Below are 14,849 nucleotides of genomic sequence, written 5' to 3' on the forward strand. Positions count from 1 at the left end.
CCCGAGGGCGCACGTGCTCAGGGTGCGTGAGGTGCGTCGGACCTGTCGGTAGTGCGGGTCCTTCTCAGAAGGGTGGCTCCTCGGGGAAGAGTCGAAGCAGCTGTTCGGCAGTCGGTGGTACGGCGCTAGGTCGATTGCCCGGTGGTGGTTGTCCGAGGCGTGCTCGGAGGTCGGCAGCGAGGCTGGTGATGTCGTTGCTCACGTGTGCGGTCGTGACTCCGGTCGTACCGCCGGTAGTAGCTCCGGTCCTGGGGCCGGTAGTAGCGCCGGTTGTGACCTCGGTTGTGACCTCGGTTGTGACTCCGGTCGTGACCCCGCTCGTGAGGCCGGTCGTGACTCCGGTTGTGGGGTCGGTCTGGGTGGGTGGTCGGGTGTAGGTGTGGCCGGTGGGTGCGGTCCAGGTGGTGATGCCGGTGTTGGGGTCGCGGGTGACGTCCCAGCCGTGGTGGGTTTTGGCGAGGTGGTGGGCGCGGCATAGGGGTTGGAGGTTGTGGGCGCGGGTCTGTCCCGGGGTGTCGGGTGGTTGGGTGGTGGTGTCGAGGTTGTGGTTGTAGGGGTGGATGTGGTCGAGGTCGGACCATCGGGCGGGTCGGTCGCATTGGGGGAAGCAGCAGGTCTGGTCCCGGGCTGTGACCGCGGCGCGCAGGAGCTTGCCGGGTTGGTAGGTGGTGGTGGAGTAGTCGGTCAGGATCCCGGTGGTGGGGTCGGTGAGCAGGCGTTGCCAGGTGGCGTCGGTCGCGATCCGTGCTGCCAGGTCCGCGGGAATGGGCCCGTAGCCCTCCAGATGGCCAGGAGTGTTGTCGAGCCCGAGGAGTGTGGTGGCCGCGATGGTGACCCGGATCTGGGGCTTGACCGGGATGACCCGGATGGTGGTGCCGCCACAGGTGCATCCACCGCAGGTGCACCCGGTCGCGGGCACGGTGGTACGTGGCAGGGCGGGTCCCTCCGGGGTCCCGACAGTGTCGATGCTGCCCGTGCCCGTGCCCGTGCCACTGGTGCCACTCGTGTCTGTGTCCGTGCCGCTGGTGCTGGTGTCACTCGTGCTGGTGCTGGTGCTGGTGCTGGTGCTGGGTGGGGTGGTTTCGGGTGTGCATTCGGGGTGGGGCGGGACGATGATGCGGCCGGTGGTGATCGCGACCAGGGCGTCGGCGCGGGCTTGGGTCAGGGTGCGGGTGGTTCCGGGGGTGCGGCGCAGGGTGTGGGCGGCTTGCTCGATCGCGTCCCAGACTGCTGCGGCGTCGGTGGCGGGCAGGTGCGCGCTGATCCAGGCCATGGTGTTCTCGGCGGGGTCCAGGAACACTGCACGCCGGCTCGTGGCGTGCCGGGTGGTCTCTTGGGTGCCGTTGTGTTCGCTGGCGAAGGCCTTCATCTTGTCGCGTAGCCACCGGCGGGTGTGGTCGGGGGCTTGGGGCAGGTAGCGGGTGATGGCCTCCTCCCGCTGCTCGGTGGTGAGGGGGTTGCCGCTGCGCAGCAGGATGTCGGCCTTGGCGGTGTCGATGACGGCGTTGTGCAGGGCGTTCATGACCTGGGGGTGCTCGGCCAGGCCCGCGCCGCGGGCCATGTGCTTGTTCGCCTCGCCCTGCGGGACTCGTAGGCGGGCGCTGATCTCCGCGGCCGCGGCGTTGTGCTCCTCGGTCCAGCCCCGGCGACGGCTGATCTCGCCCAGGGCACGTGACTGCATTGCTGTGGCCCACGAGACCACCTCCTGCCACCGGGCCGCGACATCCAACAGCACACCGTCATCGGTGTCCGCGACCTCCACACGAGCCAGCACGTCGACCAGTGCCGCACCGAGCGGGAGACGCTCCAGGATTGCCGCATCGACCGAGCGAACGACGCCGGTCCGACCCGCCGCACTGGCCGCACCGACGCTACTAACAGGTTCGGCGACCGCAGGATCAGTACCAGCAAGGTCAGTACCAGCAAGGTCAGTACCACGAGGCTCGCTGACGGCAGTTTCGGTGGCGGCGGGTGCGGTATTCGCGGGGTCCGTGACAGCAGGATCGGTGGCGGCGGGGGTCGTCGTCGTGCCAGCGTGAGTGACCTCGCCGCCCGGTCCGTGACCGGGCCACGTCACCATCGCCGCGGGCAGGACGCCCTCCTCGTCCAGACTGACCGCATTCCAGCTCAGGGTGGGAAGGCTTGCGCTGGATGGCAGGGACGTGGCCGACGCCCCAGGGTGCTGCGTGGCGGCCACGCCGGTCGCGAACGCGCGCATCAGGGACCGTTCCACAGCAGCAGCCAGGCTCGTGCTGATGGCTCGTGTCCTGTCCATCCGCTCCCCCTTCCACCAACCTAGCCATTCAAGATCTGCCTAGACATGGAATATATGTTCTACACCGACACCGCACCCTCAGCACTGAAGTTGTGGAAAACCGTCAGATGCAGAGCTGGTCGAGCCGCACGGCGAGCGTGCGGTGCCCGGTCCGGGTGCGCCGGCCCGCCCGAGCCGAGCGCGGCGTGCGATGCGCTCGCGCGCAGGTAAGCGGCGGCGCAGGTACGCGGCAGCTCAGGTGTAGCTGGACGCGAATCCTTACCCGGGTCACAAGGTGCGCGGCCAGCCTGAGAACCATGACAGACCAGGTGTTCTCTTCAGAGCTGATCCGACCTACGTCGTCGCCCCCTCTCGAGCGCTCCCCGTACCGGCCCGGCTGGGGAGACGTGCTCGGCGTGATCGCGGTGCTGACGACGGTCGCACCGGTCGCCCTGTGGTTGAGAAATCACGGGCTGCCGTGGCCCCTGGGCATGAAGTCGACGGTGGGGATGCTGGGCCTGCTGTGCTCGCTCGTCGCGACCCAGCTCATGCTGCTGCTCGTGGTCCTGATGGCGCGTATCCCGTGGGTGGAACGCGCCTGGGGCCACGACCTGCTCGCCCGCCGGCACCGGTGGATCGGCTTCGCGTCGTTCTGGTTCATGATGGGTCACGTCGTGGCGACGTCCGTGGACCGGATCTCCCGGGACTGGTCGACGGCCTGGCAGAACCTCTACGACCTGTTCATCATCGAGCCGTGGATGTCCTGGGCGACGATCGGCACCGTCCTGATCCTCGCGGCGATGGTGACCTCGATCCGCCGGGCGCGGCGTCGGCTGCGGTACGAGAGCTGGCACCTGGTGCACCTGTACACGTACCTCGGGCTGGTCCTGATACTGCCGCACATCCTGGTGACGGGCCCGGAGTTCCACGACGCGTGGCCCCGCGTCTACCTCTGGACGGAGTACGTGCTCGCCGGCGCGGCGATAGTGGTGTTCCGGTTCGGGTTGCCCCTGTTCCGGTCGTGGCGGCACCGGATCGTCGTCGACGGGGTGCGGCACGAGATCCCCGGTGTGGTCTCGGTGTCGCTGACCGGGCGCTACCTGGACAAGCTTGGTGCGGTGTCCGGCCAGTTCTTCATCTGGCGGTTCCTGGACGGCCCGGGTTGGCTGCGGGGCCACCCGTACGCGCTCTCGGCGGCGCCCACCGACCAGGGGATGCGCATCACGATCCGCGCGTCCGGTGATGGCAGTGCCCGGGCAGCCGAGCTCCGTCCCGGGACCCGGGTCCTGATCGAGGGCCCCTACGGGACGCTGACGGCGCGGGAACGCCGGTGGCCGCGGATGCTCCTGCTGGCCGCGGGCGTGGGCATCACCCCGCTGCGCGCCCTGGTCGAGGACACGCAGTACCTGCCGGGTGAGGCCACCGTCGTCTACCGGTACGGCGACGAGGAGCACGCGCTGTTCCGGTCGGAGCTGGAGGAGCTGGCCCGGGAGCGGGGATTCGAGCTGGTCCTGCTGCCCGGGCCGCGCCGGTCGGACGGGTCGTGGCTCCCGGCGGCCCCCGGTCCCGCCCCGGAAGGTTCAAACCCGGACGAGCGCGATGAGCGCGACGAGCGCGACGAGCTCGCCGTCCTGCTGGACGCCGCACCCGACGTGGTCTACCGGGACGTCTTCGTCTGCGGGCCCACACCGTGGGTGGCCGCCGTGCGCGCGACCCTGCGGCGGGTCGGCGTCCGCAGCGACGACATCCATTCCGAAGTGTTCGCCTGGTAACCGGGGAGGCTCCCATGCATCGTCTAACTCTGTGGCTCACGATCCTGGTCGCGACATTCGGCCTCGTCGCCTGTTACGTGGGCTACACGGCCGAGAGCCTGGTGGTCCCCGCTACGAACGAGCCCGGGCAGGTGACGCGCGGAACCGATGACAAATAGGGCCACTCGGCGCGCGGCGCACGTGGCCCGGGTTAGACCTGCGCAAGCCCGTCGAGCACCCCCTCCGCGATCTCGAGGTCGCCCCGCAGGTCCCGGTCGGTGTTGTCGGCCGGCAGCGCGTCCGCCAGATCGAGGGCAGCACGCAGCGGTCCCGCGGGCAGTGCGACGTCGCGCTGGCGGAGCAGCCGCACGGCCCCGACGAGCTCGCAGGCGAGCAGCGTCCGGTAGGCGACGACGGCGCGCTCGGACTGGGCGACCGCCTGCGACGCGAAGCTGGCGTCCTCCTCGGCGCCGCGGGAGAGCACCACCGACCCGAGCGAGGCGGGCTGTGCCGCCGCGCGCAGCTCGCCGAGTGCGCTGGCGGCGACGTACTCGACCATCATCAGCCCGGAAGCGCCGTCCGGGCCCGTGGCGAGAAACGGCCGGAGCCCGGTGAGGCCGGGCTCGTTATGCATCCCGATCCGGGACAGCACAAGGGGCCCGGTCTGGGCCAGGGCGAGATTGCACCCGTCGAGCGCCAGGCCGAGCGGCACCTGGTGGAAGGCGCCGTGGTGGACCACAGCCTCGCCGGCCAGGTCGAACAGCGGGTTCTCCTGCGCGGCGCCGAGCAGGCGCCCCGCCAGCCGGCCCAGCTCGCCGAGGGCGTGTGCGAAAGCGCCCTGGCTGATCGGGAACGCGCGCAGCCCGTAGGCGTCCTGGATCCGGGCGGGCCGGGGCCGGCCCCGGGCTCGCCGGAGGCCCCCGGCTCGCCGGAGGCCCCCGGCCCGCCGGAGGCCCCCGGCCCGCCGGAGGCCCCTGACCCGCCGGAGGCCGCCGGGACCGCGAGCAGCCGCCGGACGCGCTCGGCCACGGTAACGACGCCCGGCGCAGCCGCGGCGCGCACCGCGGCGGCGGAGAGCACCGAGGGATTCCCGTCGAGCGCCCGGAAGCTGAGCGCGTACACGACCGCGGCGGCCCGGTCGAGCCGGTCGAGGGCGTCGACCACGAGGCAGGTGCGGCCGATGGTGAGGGCGTTGGAGCTGATGAACGGCAGCGCGCTGTCGCTGCCCCAGGGCGCCATGGGCTCGAGCGGCCCGGCGGCCGGCCGCTCGCCCATGAGGGTCAGGGCGGTGCCGGCCAGGGCGCCGAGGTCGCCGGTGCCGATCGAGGCATGCACGCGGACGGTGGGCAGGGTGTTGCCGTTCAGCATCCCTTCCAGCGCGTGGAGCACCGCCGGGTCGACGCCGGAGCCGCCCGCGCAGAGCTGGTTGAGCCGGACGGCGAGCATCGCGCGGACCGCCCGTTCGGGCAGCTCCGGGCCGGCGTCCACGGCGTGGCTGCGCAGGAGCCGGAGCCCGTGCGCATCGTCGTCGACGGCGGCGGTCTTGTTCGCGCCGACGCCGGTCGTCCGGCCGTAGGTGGGGACCTCGGCGCTGAGCCGGCGCGTCAGCTCGTGCGCCCGGCCGACGGCGTCGACGGCGGTATCGGGGACGCGCACCCGCCCGCCGTCGGCGGCCGCGACCACGTCCGCCAGCCCTGCGCTCCCGCCAAGCTCGATCATCGGCGTTTCCTCTCCCGAAGCCCGTCCGTGCCGTATCGCCCCTGCCATTGTGCCGGTCAGCGCAGTGCCGTCTAGTGGCAAACGTGTTTTACACAGTGGCAACCTTCCGGCGATCTGCCCAAAACTCCCGGCCCCTACGTTCGCAACTACGTTCGCAACGGGACGTGGTGCAGAGCACAGCGAGCCCCCGACGCGTGGAGGGACCAGGACATGGCAGAAGCCGGTACCAGGACGGCCGAGCGGGTGCTCGCGCTCCTCGCCGTGGTCTGCGAGCAGGGGCGGGCCAACCTCTCCGAGGCCGCCCGCGCCACCGGGCTCGCGCCCAGCACCGCCCTGCGGCTGCTGCGCACGCTGGAGGGCGCGGGGTTCGTCCGCCGGGACGAGGACGCCTCGTTCACGCCGGGCGGGCGGATCATCCAGCTCGGCGCGCAGGCCCTGAGCAACGAGTCCCTCATCGACCTCGCGCGGCCCGCGATGAAGACGCTCGCGGACGCGACCGCCGAATCCGTGTACCTCAGCAGCGTCGGCCACCACGAGACCGCGCTCTACATCGCCATCGTTGAGGGCTCGCACTCGATCCGGCACCGGAGCTGGGTGGGTGGCACGATCCCGCTGGACGGCACGGCCGCGGGGCAGGCCCTCACCGGCGCGATCCCGGCCGGTTCCTGGGCGCTGGTCCGGAGCGGCGTCGAGAGCGACGTCACCGCGATCGCCGCGCCGATCCTGGTGGGCCGGCGCGTGGTCGCCGCCATGAGCCTCGTCGTCCCGAGCTACCGCCTCGGCGATGACGACGCGACCCGCTACGGGCGACTGCTCGCCGCCGAGGTCGCCACCATCTCGGCGGAGCTCGGCGGCGCCGCCGGTCAGGAACTCGAAGGAGCGACCGCATGATCACGTTCGAGCATGTCTCCAAGGTGTACCCCGACGGCACCCACGCGGTGCACGACCTCAGCTTCGAGGCGCCGAGCGGCCGGCTGACCGTGCTCGTCGGCCCTTCGGGGTGCGGCAAGACGACGTCGATGCGGATGATCAACCGGCTGATCGACCCGACCGAGGGGGTAGTCAGCCTCGACGGCCAGGACACCCGGTCCGTCGATGCGATCGAGCTGCGCCGCAAGATCGGCTACGTCATCCAGAGCGCCGGCCTGTTCCCGCACCGGACCGTCGTCGACAACGTCGCCGCGCTGCCCCGGCTGCTCGGCGCGGGCCGGAAGGAGGCGCGGACCAACGCGCTGGAGCTGCTGGCGAAGGTCGGCCTGGACGAGCGCTACGCCCTGCGCTACCCGTACCAGCTCTCCGGCGGGCAACAGCAGCGTGTGGGTGTCGCCCGGGCGCTCGCCACGGACCCGCCCTTCCTGCTCATGGACGAGCCGTTCAGCGCCGTCGACCCCGTCGTCCGCACCCAGCTCCAGGACTCGTTCCTCCAGCTGCAGCGGGACATCGGCAAGACGATCGTCATGGTCACCCACGACATCGACGAGGCGCTCAAGCTGGGTGACCAGGTCGCCGTCTTCCGGGAGGGCGGGACGCTGGCCCAGGTCGCCACGCCGGCCGAGCTGCTCGCCCACCCGGCCGACGCCTTCGTGGCGGACTTCGTGGGCGCCTCTCGCGGTTACCGCGCCCTGGGCTTCGTCGAGGCGACGGCGACCGTTCGCCTCGCCGACGAGGTGACCGTCCGGCTCGGCGCCCGTCCCGCTGATCTCGTCGCGGTCGATTTGACGGGCCCAGGGGAGCACGGCGCCTGGTGCGTAGTCGTCGACGACGGCGGCGCGCCGCTCGGGTGGGTGGACCTGCGGGCCGCGGGCGACGTCGTCGAGGAGCACCACATCGACTTCTCCGGGACGGTCGCCCGGGTCGACGGCAGTCTCCGCGACCTGCTGGATGCCGCCCTCTCCAGCCCCGTCGGGCGCGGCCTCGTGGCCGGACCCGACGGCCGGCTGAGCGGGAGCGTCACCGCGGACGAGGTGCTCCGGCACATCGGCCGCGGCCGGGAAGCGGGGGTGCCGTCATGATCGCCGACTGGCTCGCCGACAACGCCGTCCGCATCGGCGAGCTCACCGCGTGGCACGCCCTGCTCAGCGTCATCCCGACGGTGCTCGGCCTGATCGTCGCGATCCCGCTGGCCTGGTGGGCGTCGCGCTCGGCGCGCATCTACCCGCTGATCGTCGGCGCCTCGGGGCTGCTCTACACGGTCCCGTCGATCGCGCTGTTCGTGCTTCTGCCGCAGGTCCTGGGGACCAGGATCCTCGACCCGCTCAACGTCGTCGTCGCGCTGACGCTCTACAGCATCGCGCTGCTGGTCCGGGTCGTCGCCGACGGGCTGGCGTCCGTGCCGCACGACACGGTCCAGGCCGCGACGGCGATGGGCTACCGCCCCTGGCAGCGGCTCGTGCACGTGGAGCTGCCCGTGGCCGTGCCCGCGATCGGCGGCGGCCTGCGCGTGGCGGTCGTCTCGAACGTGAGCATCGTGACGATGGCGGCCCTGCTCGGCATCCCGCAGCTCGGCTCGCTCTTCACCGAGGGGTTCTCCCTGCGGCTCACCCTGCCGATCGTTGTCGGGATCGTGCTGTGCCTGGTGCTGTCGGTGGTCCTGGACGTGCTGGTCCACCTGGGCACCCGCGCGCTGACCCCGTGGCAGCAGCGGACGGAGACAGCATGAACATCGTCGGCTGGTTTCTCGACCCCGCCCACTGGACCGGCGCGGACTCGATCCCGGTCCAGGTCGGCTACCACCTCCTGTACTCGGGCATCGCGCTGCTCATCGCGCTCGCGATCGCCGTCCCGCTCGGCATCTTCATCGGCTACACCGGCCGCGGGGAGCTGTTTGTCGCCGGCACCGTCAACGCCCTGCGGGCGCTGCCGACGTTCGGCCTGCTCGTCCTCGTCGTCATGCTGGTCGCGCCGCACATCGGCTCCCAGCTCGCGTTCGTCGGGCCGACCATCGTGGTCCTCGTGCTGCTCGCGGTGCCGCCGATCCTGTCGGGGACGGTCGCGGGGATCCAGGGCGCGGACCCGGGCGCCGTCGGCGCGGCCCGCGCGTCGGGGTACACGCGCCCGCAGATCCTGCTGCACGTCCAGCTCCCGTGCGCGCTGCCGCTGTTCCTGTCCGGGGTCCGCAGCGCCACGCTGCAGATCGTCTCCACCGCGACCGTCGCCGCCTACGTCTCCCTCAGGGGCCTCGGCCGGTACATCATCGACGGCCGGGCCTCCTCCGACTACACGCAGATGGCGGCCGGCGCGATCCTCGTCGCCGTGGTCGCCCTGGTGCTGGAGATCGCGTTCCTCGCCCTGGGCCGCGCGGTCGTCTCGCCCGGCCTGACCAGGGCCACTGCCCCCAGCTTCCGGCGGGCCAGGACCGTTCGTCCAGGCCTCGTCGCTCCCACCCGTCCCGGTTCCCCCGGTTTCCCCAGCAGCCCCGGCAGCACCAGAGAGGCAACATCATGAAGCGACCCTCCGTTCGTCCGTCCCGCCCCGCTATCGCGGGTCTCGCCGGCCTCACCCTGCTCGCCCTGACCGCCTGCGCCGGCGGCGACCCGCTCAGCACGGACGCCGGAGGTGCCGGGGATCCGGGCTCCGGCGTCACCGTCGGCTCCGCGGACTTCCCGGAGAGCCAGCTGCTCGCGACCATCTACTCGCTGGCCCTGCAGGACGCCGGCGTCGAGGTCGAGGAGCGGTTCAACATCGGCAGCCGTGAGGTCTACGTCGAGGCGGTGCAGGACGGCTCGATCGACCTTGTCCCGGACTACTCCGGCGCCCTGCTCAAGTACCTCGACACCGAGTCCACAGTGAGCAGCACCGAGGACGTGCTCGCCGAGCTGGACGACGTCCTGCCCGACGACCTCACCGTGCTCGACGCCTCGACAGCGCAGAACAAGGACGTGCTCGCCGTGACCCGCGAGACGGCCGAGGAGTACAACCTCGAGACCATCTCCGACCTCCAGCCGGTGGCCGGCGAGCTGCTCCTCGGCGGGCCGCCGGAGTGGCGGACGCGCGTCAACGGCGTCGTCGGCCTCGAGGACGTCTACGGTCTGGAGTTCCAGGAATTTGTCCCCCTGGACGCCGGCGGGACGCTCACCATGACGGCGCTGACCTCCGGCCAGGTCCAGGTGGGCGACCTGTTCAGCACCGATCCGGGCCTCGACCAGAACGATCTTGTCGCGCTGGAGGACGACCAGTCGCTGTTCGCCGCCGAGAACATCCTGCCGCTGGTCCGGTCGGACATGGTGGACGACACCATCACCACGGCGCTGAACGAGGTGTCCGCGGCCCTGACCACGGAAGACCTGATCGAGATGAACGGCCGCGCAGGCACCGGCGAGTCCCTCTCGGACATCGCTACCGACTGGCTGACCAACGCGGGCCTGATCTGATCAGGCGCATCTGATCGGGCGTATCTGATCAGGCGTAGCTTGCCTTGACCACCAGCACGGGTGCGGGGGAGTCGAGCAGCACCCGCTGCGTCGTCGCACCCACCAGGAACGTGCCCACCGTGGAGTGCTTGCGCGAGCCGATGACCACCAGGTCCGCGGAGACGGCCTCGGCCTGGTCGACTATCGCGTCGGCGACGTCGGCTTGCTCGGCGCGGAACGTGATCGGCGCTACGGAGACGGTGCCGGGGACGGAGTCGAGCAGGTGCGCCAGCGCCGCGGGGACCTTCGTGTCCGCCTGCGGCGTGAGCACGAGGACGGCCAGCTCCTGCCGGCGTCGTACCGCCTCGGCGACCGCCGCGCGCATCGCGGCCTCACCCTGGGGCGACTCGTTGTACGCGACGAGGACGGTCATCGGTCCTTGCACCTCCGGACAGGTTCGCCGGGCTGTCACCCTGCCGGTGAAACTCTCTCACATGTCCGGAACTCAGGTGGTCGTTGGCTGCCACCTGGGACGCGCGCGACTTTGCTTTGTGCCGGTGCCCCGGACTTGTAGGGTCCGAGTGCTTGCAGTCTCCGGACAGGCGTTCGGGGTAGGAGAGACCGGGTAAGAGAACAGGGAGCACGTCATGGGCCTGCTGGACAAGATCAAGGGCGAGCTTGTTGACATCGTCGAGTGGCTCGACGACACCCGGGACACGATCGTGTGGCGGTTCCCCCGCTACGAGAACGAGATCAAGATGGGCGCCCGGCTCGTGGTGCGCGAGTCGCAGACCGCCGTCTTTGTCAACGAGGGCCAGATCGCCGACGTGTTCGAGCCCGGCACGTACACGCTCGAGACGCAGAACCTGCCGGTGCTCTCGACGCTCAAGGGCTGGATGCACGGGTTCCACTCGCCGTTCAAGGCCGAGGTGTACTTCGTCAGCCGGCGGCAGTTCACCGACATGAAGTGGGGCACCAAGAACCCGATCATGATGCGGGACCCGGAGCTGGGCATGGTGCGGGTGCGCGCCTTCGGCGCGTTCGCCGCCCGGGTCAGCGACCCGCAGAAGCTCCTGCGCGAGCTGGTCGGCACCGACTCGCGGTTCAGCACCGACGAGGTGCACGAGTACCTGCGCCAGAACGTGGTGAGCCACGTCGCGAGCGTGCTCGCCTCGTCCGGCATCCCCGTGATCGAGCTCGCCGCCCACCACGGCGACCTCGGCGACCAGCTCGCGACCCGCCTCACCGAGGAGCTGGCTGAACTGGGCATCGCCGTACCCAGCTTTGTCATCGAGAACGTCTCGCTGCCGCCCGAGGTCGAGGAGGCGCTCGACAAGCGCACGTCCATGGGCATCGTCTCCTCCGGGACGGTGGGCAGCATGGCCGCCTTCCAGCAGTTCCAGGCGGGCGAGGCGATGGAGGCCGCGGCCGAGGGCGGGGCCGAGGGCGGGGGCAGCGCCGGCGCGGTGATCGGCATGGGGCTGGGCCAGTCGGTGGGCAACGCGATAGTCCCGCCCACCCAGTCTGCTCCCGCCCCCGCTCCGGCGGCGGGCCCGCCGCCGCTGCCGGGTTGGTACCTGGGTAACGGTGGTGCGCAGATCGGCCCGTTCGACGACGCCGCACTCGCGGGCCAGGTCGCCGCGGGCACCCTCACGCCCGGCACCCTGATCTGGCGCGCGGGCATGGCCGGCTGGGAGCCCGCATCGTCCGTGCCCGACGTCGCCAAGCACCTCGGCGCCACCCCGCCGCCGCTCCCGCAGGTCTGACGATGGTGGAGCTCACCGACGGTGGTCAGACCGCCCACCGGGCCTATCCGTGCGAGCAGTGCGGGGCCAGCGTCGAGTACGTGGCCGGTACCGGCGCGCTGACCTGCCCGTACTGCGGGCACGCGCAGCAGGTCGCCGCGCCCGCCCGGGAGGTGCGCGAGCACGACTTCGCGACGCTCGCCGCAACGCCCCGCGCCGCGGCTCCCGCCACGCACGACTACCGGTGCGGCACCTGCGGCGCGATCACGACCAGCGACCACCTGTCCCAGAAGTGCGGGTTCTGCGGCTCGCCGATGGTGGCCGAGGTGGAGAGCCTCGGGCTGGTGGAGCCGGAGGCCGTGCTGCCCTTCGAGGTCGACCGGGCCTCGATGCAGGGCGCCCTGCAGCAGTGGGTGCGCTCGCGGTGGTTCGCGCCGTCGGCCCTGAAGAAGGTGGTCTCCGCCGACCAGGCGCACGGCGTCTACCTGCCGCACTGGACGTTCGACGCGCGCACCCGGTCCGACTACACCGGGCAGCGCGGCGAGCACTACTGGGTCACGGAGACGTACACCACCACCGACTCCGAGGGCCGGAGCCAGACCCAGACCCGGCAGGTGCAGAAGACCGCCTGGTACCCGGCGTCGGGAACGGTGGCGCGGGACTTCGACGACGTGCTGGTCACCGGGACGGCCCGTGTCATGCCGGAGCACCTGGCCAAGCTCAGCCCGTGGCCGCTGGACAAGGCGCAGGCGTACCAGCCCGACTACCTCGCCGGCTACGAGACCCTGCGGTACGACGTCGAGCCGGAGGCCGGGCTGGAGGTGGCCAAGCGCAAGATGGCGCCCGTCATCGAGAACGACTGCGTGCGGGACATCGGCGGCGACGTACAGCAGGTGCACCACGTGGACACCGGCTACGCCGACGTGACGTACAAGCTCCTGCTGCTGCCGGCGTGGATCGCCACCTACCTGTACGGCGGCAAGCCGTTCCAGGTGCTGGTCAACGCGCGCACGGCCGAGGTCGTGGGGGAGCGGCCGTGGTCGGCGTGGAAGATCACGCTCACCGTGCTCGCGGGGCTGCTCGTGATCGCGGGCATCATCTGGGCGGTGGTGGCGGCGCAGGACGGCGGCGCGGCAAGCTCGGTCTACTCGGAGCTCGCGCTCAGCGGAGATCCAGTGACCCGTGAGAGCGTGGGCTACTACTCGGATCCGGTGGTCTAGGAACCGCACACCCGGCCCGTCCGTTGGCTGACCAGCAGACGACGACCGCAAGGAGACCCTCACGATGCTGTGCCCCATCGACCAGACCACGCTCGTCATGTCCGAGCGCAAGGGGATCGAGATCGACTACTGCCCCACGTGCCGTGGCGTGTGGCTCGACCGTGGTGAGCTCGACAAGGTGATCGACCGCTCGGTGGAGAACGAGATCGCCGCGGAGAACCGCCCGGGCGCTCCCGTCGCCCCGGCAGCCCCCGCGCCGCAGGCTCCGCCCGCGCCGAACCCGGTGCACGCCGGCCCGGCCTACGGCTCCCCGCAGCCGGCCTACGACCCGCGGTACGACGACCGGCGTCGCGACGACGACCGCCGCTACGACAGCGACCGGCGGTACGACGGCGACCGCCGCTACGACTCGTACAGCGGCGACCGCCGGCACGACCCGCGCTACAAGAAGAAGCGCAAGGAGTCCTTCCTGGAGGACCTCTTCGACTTCTGAGGTCGGCATTCTGCTGTGACGTCGGCAGTTTGCACCGAGGTCGGTCCAGCGCTGGACCGACCTCGGTGCAGACTGCCGACTTTGCTGTGTGAGACCGCCACGCTTGACCTCAACCACGCTTGAGGTCTTAGCGTCCACCGCAGACAGGACGTACTGCGACGGGAGACGCGATGAGCGAGTTCGAGCTGGGACCGATCGGGCTGGTCCTCGATGTGGCGGCCGAGGGGGCCCACATCGAGCAGGCCGCGGAGGCCGAACGGCTGGGTTACACCACGCTGTGGGCGGCCGGCGGCCAGCTCGCGTTGCTGGAACCGCTGGTCGAGCTGGTGCGGGCGACCAAGAAGGCGGCGGTCGCACCCGCGATCCTCTCGCTCGACGTCCACGGGCTCGCGGACGTCACCGGGCTCTACGACCGGCTCGACGACGACGAGGCGCACCGGCTCGTCGCCGGCCTCGGCGGGCCGCAGCAGGCGGCGCGACCGCTGGCCGCCCTGCGGGAGTTCCTGGACGGCCTCGATGCCGCCGACCCTCCGGTGCCCGCCGGACGGCGCCTGATCGCGGCGCTCGGTCCGCGCAAGCTGGAGATCGCGCGGGACCGGGCGGCGGGCGCGATCACGCTGCTGGTGACTCCCGGCTACACCGAGTGGGCCAGGGGAGTCCTCGGCCCGGACGCGACGCTGGTGGTCAACCAGATGGTGGTGCTGGACACCGACGTCGAACGCGCCCGCGGGCTCGTCCGCGCGCCGCTGGGCTTCCTGCTGAACGTGGGCGGCTACGCGATGAACATGCGCCGCATGGGGTTCGACGACGACGACATCACCGGCGTGAGCGACAACGTCGTTGACGCGGTGGCGATCATCGGCGACGCCGACACGATCGCAGCCGGGGTGCGGGCACACCTGGCCGCCGGAGCCGATCACGTGGCGCTGTCCGTGCTCTCCGACGGCAACCAGCCCGGGGCGATGGAGGTCGCGCGCGCGGTAGTGGCGGCCGACCCGGCCCTCCTGGGGTAGTCGGGCATCAGAGGGGCGTCAGGGTCCTCGCAGCCCGCGTCAACATTCCGTCAAGGACCACCTCCACCGGTCGCGCACCGGCGTAGACCAGTGGCATGACCGATCTGGCCTTCATTCTCCTGACCGTGGCGTTCTTCGTCGCGGTGGCCCTCGTGGCACGTCGCGCCTCCTCGCGCGACGAGTCGTCCGCCAACCCTCAGGGGAGGCGGAAGTGAACCCGTTCGACGCCGTGGGCCTGGTGCTCACCCTCGCCGGCCTCGTGTACCTCTTCGTGGCGCTGATCCGCGCCGACCGGACGCGGTGAT

At 71.3% G+C, this 14,849-nt stretch carries 15 protein-coding genes and 1 pseudogene; 12 read left to right on the forward strand and 4 right to left on the reverse strand.

Going from position 1 to position 14,849, the window contains the following annotated elements:
* Window positions 1-64: 64 nt before the first annotated feature.
* Entirely contained in the window at window positions 65-2,275 is a 2,211-nt protein-coding gene (locus tag AB1046_RS21455; RefSeq protein ID WP_369371314.1) for an HNH endonuclease, read from the reverse strand.
* 296 nt (window positions 2,276-2,571) lie between these two features.
* Between AB1046_RS21455 and AB1046_RS21460 the strand changes: the two genes are divergently transcribed.
* Window positions 2,572-4,026: a ferric reductase-like transmembrane domain-containing protein gene (locus tag AB1046_RS21460; protein ID WP_369371315.1), complete on the forward strand. Its 1,455-nt coding sequence runs from the start codon at window positions 2,572-2,574 to the stop codon at window positions 4,024-4,026.
* 14 nt (window positions 4,027-4,040) lie between these two features.
* A complete protein-coding gene (locus AB1046_RS21465) occupies window positions 4,041-4,184 on the forward strand; it encodes a hypothetical protein (RefSeq protein ID WP_369371316.1) in 144 nt (47 codons plus the stop codon).
* A gap of 32 nt (window positions 4,185-4,216) precedes the next feature.
* Here the strand turns inward: AB1046_RS21465 and AB1046_RS21470 are convergent, their stop codons facing one another.
* Both AB1046_RS21470 and AB1046_RS21475 read right to left on the reverse strand, forming a co-directional pair.
* Window positions 4,217-4,885 (reverse strand): aromatic amino acid lyase, encoded by a 669-nt coding sequence (locus AB1046_RS21470; RefSeq protein ID WP_369375791.1) that lies wholly within the window; start codon window positions 4,883-4,885, stop codon window positions 4,217-4,219.
* A 131-nt stretch (window positions 4,886-5,016) separates the two neighbouring features.
* Window positions 5,017-5,772 (reverse strand): annotated as a pseudogene (locus tag AB1046_RS21475) (aromatic amino acid lyase); the annotation flags it as partial.
* A 162-nt stretch (window positions 5,773-5,934) separates the two neighbouring features.
* Here AB1046_RS21475 and AB1046_RS21480 point away from each other — a divergent pair.
* Genes AB1046_RS21480 through AB1046_RS21500 form a run of 5 tightly spaced genes read left to right on the forward strand, consistent with a single transcriptional unit; the run spans window position 5,935 to window position 10,094 of the window.
* Window positions 5,935-6,615: an IclR family transcriptional regulator gene (locus AB1046_RS21480; protein ID WP_369371317.1), complete on the forward strand. Its 681-nt coding sequence runs from the start codon at window positions 5,935-5,937 to the stop codon at window positions 6,613-6,615.
* Entirely contained in the window at window positions 6,612-7,736 is a 1,125-nt protein-coding gene (locus AB1046_RS21485) for an ABC transporter ATP-binding protein (protein WP_369371318.1), read from the forward strand. Before AB1046_RS21480 ends, AB1046_RS21485 begins: the two co-directional genes overlap by 4 nt.
* Entirely contained in the window at window positions 7,733-8,383 is a 651-nt protein-coding gene (locus tag AB1046_RS21490) for an ABC transporter permease (RefSeq protein ID WP_369371319.1), read from the forward strand. The genes AB1046_RS21485 and AB1046_RS21490 overlap by 4 nt, the downstream gene beginning before the upstream one ends.
* A complete protein-coding gene (locus AB1046_RS21495; protein WP_369371320.1) occupies window positions 8,380-9,168 on the forward strand; it encodes an ABC transporter permease in 789 nt (262 codons plus the stop codon). Before AB1046_RS21490 ends, AB1046_RS21495 begins: the two co-directional genes overlap by 4 nt.
* Entirely contained in the window at window positions 9,165-10,094 is a 930-nt protein-coding gene (locus AB1046_RS21500) for an ABC transporter substrate-binding protein (RefSeq protein ID WP_369371321.1), read from the forward strand. The genes AB1046_RS21495 and AB1046_RS21500 overlap by 4 nt, the downstream gene beginning before the upstream one ends.
* A 28-nt stretch (window positions 10,095-10,122) precedes the next feature.
* Here the strand turns inward: AB1046_RS21500 and AB1046_RS21505 are convergent, their stop codons facing one another.
* Window positions 10,123-10,506: a universal stress protein gene (locus AB1046_RS21505; protein WP_369371322.1), complete on the reverse strand. Its 384-nt coding sequence runs from the start codon at window positions 10,504-10,506 to the stop codon at window positions 10,123-10,125.
* A gap of 214 nt (window positions 10,507-10,720) precedes the next feature.
* On the opposite strand from AB1046_RS21505, the gene AB1046_RS21510 reads away from it, so the two are divergent.
* The 5 genes from AB1046_RS21510 to kdpF all read left to right on the forward strand — a co-directional run bounded on the left by AB1046_RS21510 (window position 10,721) and on the right by kdpF (window position 14,848).
* Window positions 10,721-11,839, forward strand: a complete 1,119-nt coding sequence (locus tag AB1046_RS21510) for an SPFH domain-containing protein (RefSeq protein WP_369371323.1) — start codon at window positions 10,721-10,723, stop codon at window positions 11,837-11,839.
* A gap of 2 nt (window positions 11,840-11,841) precedes the next feature.
* Window positions 11,842-13,038: a hypothetical protein gene (locus AB1046_RS21515; RefSeq protein WP_369371324.1), complete on the forward strand. Its 1,197-nt coding sequence runs from the start codon at window positions 11,842-11,844 to the stop codon at window positions 13,036-13,038.
* A gap of 64 nt (window positions 13,039-13,102) precedes the next feature.
* Complete coding sequence (locus AB1046_RS21520; protein WP_369371325.1) at window positions 13,103-13,531, forward strand: zf-TFIIB domain-containing protein; 429 nt, start codon at window positions 13,103-13,105, stop codon at window positions 13,529-13,531.
* Between the two features lie 170 nt (window positions 13,532-13,701).
* Entirely contained in the window at window positions 13,702-14,544 is an 843-nt protein-coding gene (locus AB1046_RS21525) for a TIGR03620 family F420-dependent LLM class oxidoreductase (protein WP_369371326.1), read from the forward strand.
* Between the two features lie 211 nt (window positions 14,545-14,755).
* Window positions 14,756-14,848, forward strand: coding sequence for a K(+)-transporting ATPase subunit F (gene kdpF, locus AB1046_RS21530; protein WP_020016455.1), 93 nt, complete (start codon window positions 14,756-14,758; stop codon window positions 14,846-14,848).
* The last annotated feature ends 1 nt before the right edge of the window (window position 14,849 follow it).

It is taken from the genome of Promicromonospora sp. Populi (assembly GCF_041081105.1).
Taxonomy (GTDB): domain Bacteria; phylum Actinomycetota; class Actinomycetes; order Actinomycetales; family Cellulomonadaceae; genus Promicromonospora.

Excerpts from the sequence above, each read along its gene's own strand:
- AB1046_RS21480 (WP_369371317.1), top strand. The coding sequence starts at position 5,935 with ATGGCAGAAGCCGGTACCAGGACGGCCGAGCGGGTGCTCGCGCTCCTC.
- AB1046_RS21505 (WP_369371322.1), bottom strand. The coding sequence starts at position 10,506 with ATGACCGTCCTCGTCGCGTACAACGAGTCGCCCCAGGGTGAGGCCGCG.
- AB1046_RS21525 (WP_369371326.1), top strand. The coding sequence starts at position 13,702 with ATGAGCGAGTTCGAGCTGGGACCGATCGGGCTGGTCCTCGATGTGGCG.
- AB1046_RS21510 (WP_369371323.1), top strand. The coding sequence starts at position 10,721 with ATGGGCCTGCTGGACAAGATCAAGGGCGAGCTTGTTGACATCGTCGAG.
- AB1046_RS21460 (WP_369371315.1), top strand. The coding sequence starts at position 2,572 with ATGACAGACCAGGTGTTCTCTTCAGAGCTGATCCGACCTACGTCGTCG.
- AB1046_RS21495 (WP_369371320.1), top strand. The coding sequence starts at position 8,380 with ATGAACATCGTCGGCTGGTTTCTCGACCCCGCCCACTGGACCGGCGCG.
- AB1046_RS21455 (WP_369371314.1), bottom strand. The coding sequence starts at position 2,275 with ATGGACAGGACACGAGCCATCAGCACGAGCCTGGCTGCTGCTGTGGAA.
- AB1046_RS21485 (WP_369371318.1), top strand. The coding sequence starts at position 6,612 with ATGATCACGTTCGAGCATGTCTCCAAGGTGTACCCCGACGGCACCCAC.
- AB1046_RS21520 (WP_369371325.1), top strand. The coding sequence starts at position 13,103 with ATGCTGTGCCCCATCGACCAGACCACGCTCGTCATGTCCGAGCGCAAG.
- AB1046_RS21515 (WP_369371324.1), top strand. The coding sequence starts at position 11,842 with ATGGTGGAGCTCACCGACGGTGGTCAGACCGCCCACCGGGCCTATCCG.
- AB1046_RS21465 (WP_369371316.1), top strand. The coding sequence starts at position 4,041 with ATGCATCGTCTAACTCTGTGGCTCACGATCCTGGTCGCGACATTCGGC.
- AB1046_RS21490 (WP_369371319.1), top strand. The coding sequence starts at position 7,733 with ATGATCGCCGACTGGCTCGCCGACAACGCCGTCCGCATCGGCGAGCTC.
- AB1046_RS21500 (WP_369371321.1), top strand. The coding sequence starts at position 9,165 with ATGAAGCGACCCTCCGTTCGTCCGTCCCGCCCCGCTATCGCGGGTCTC.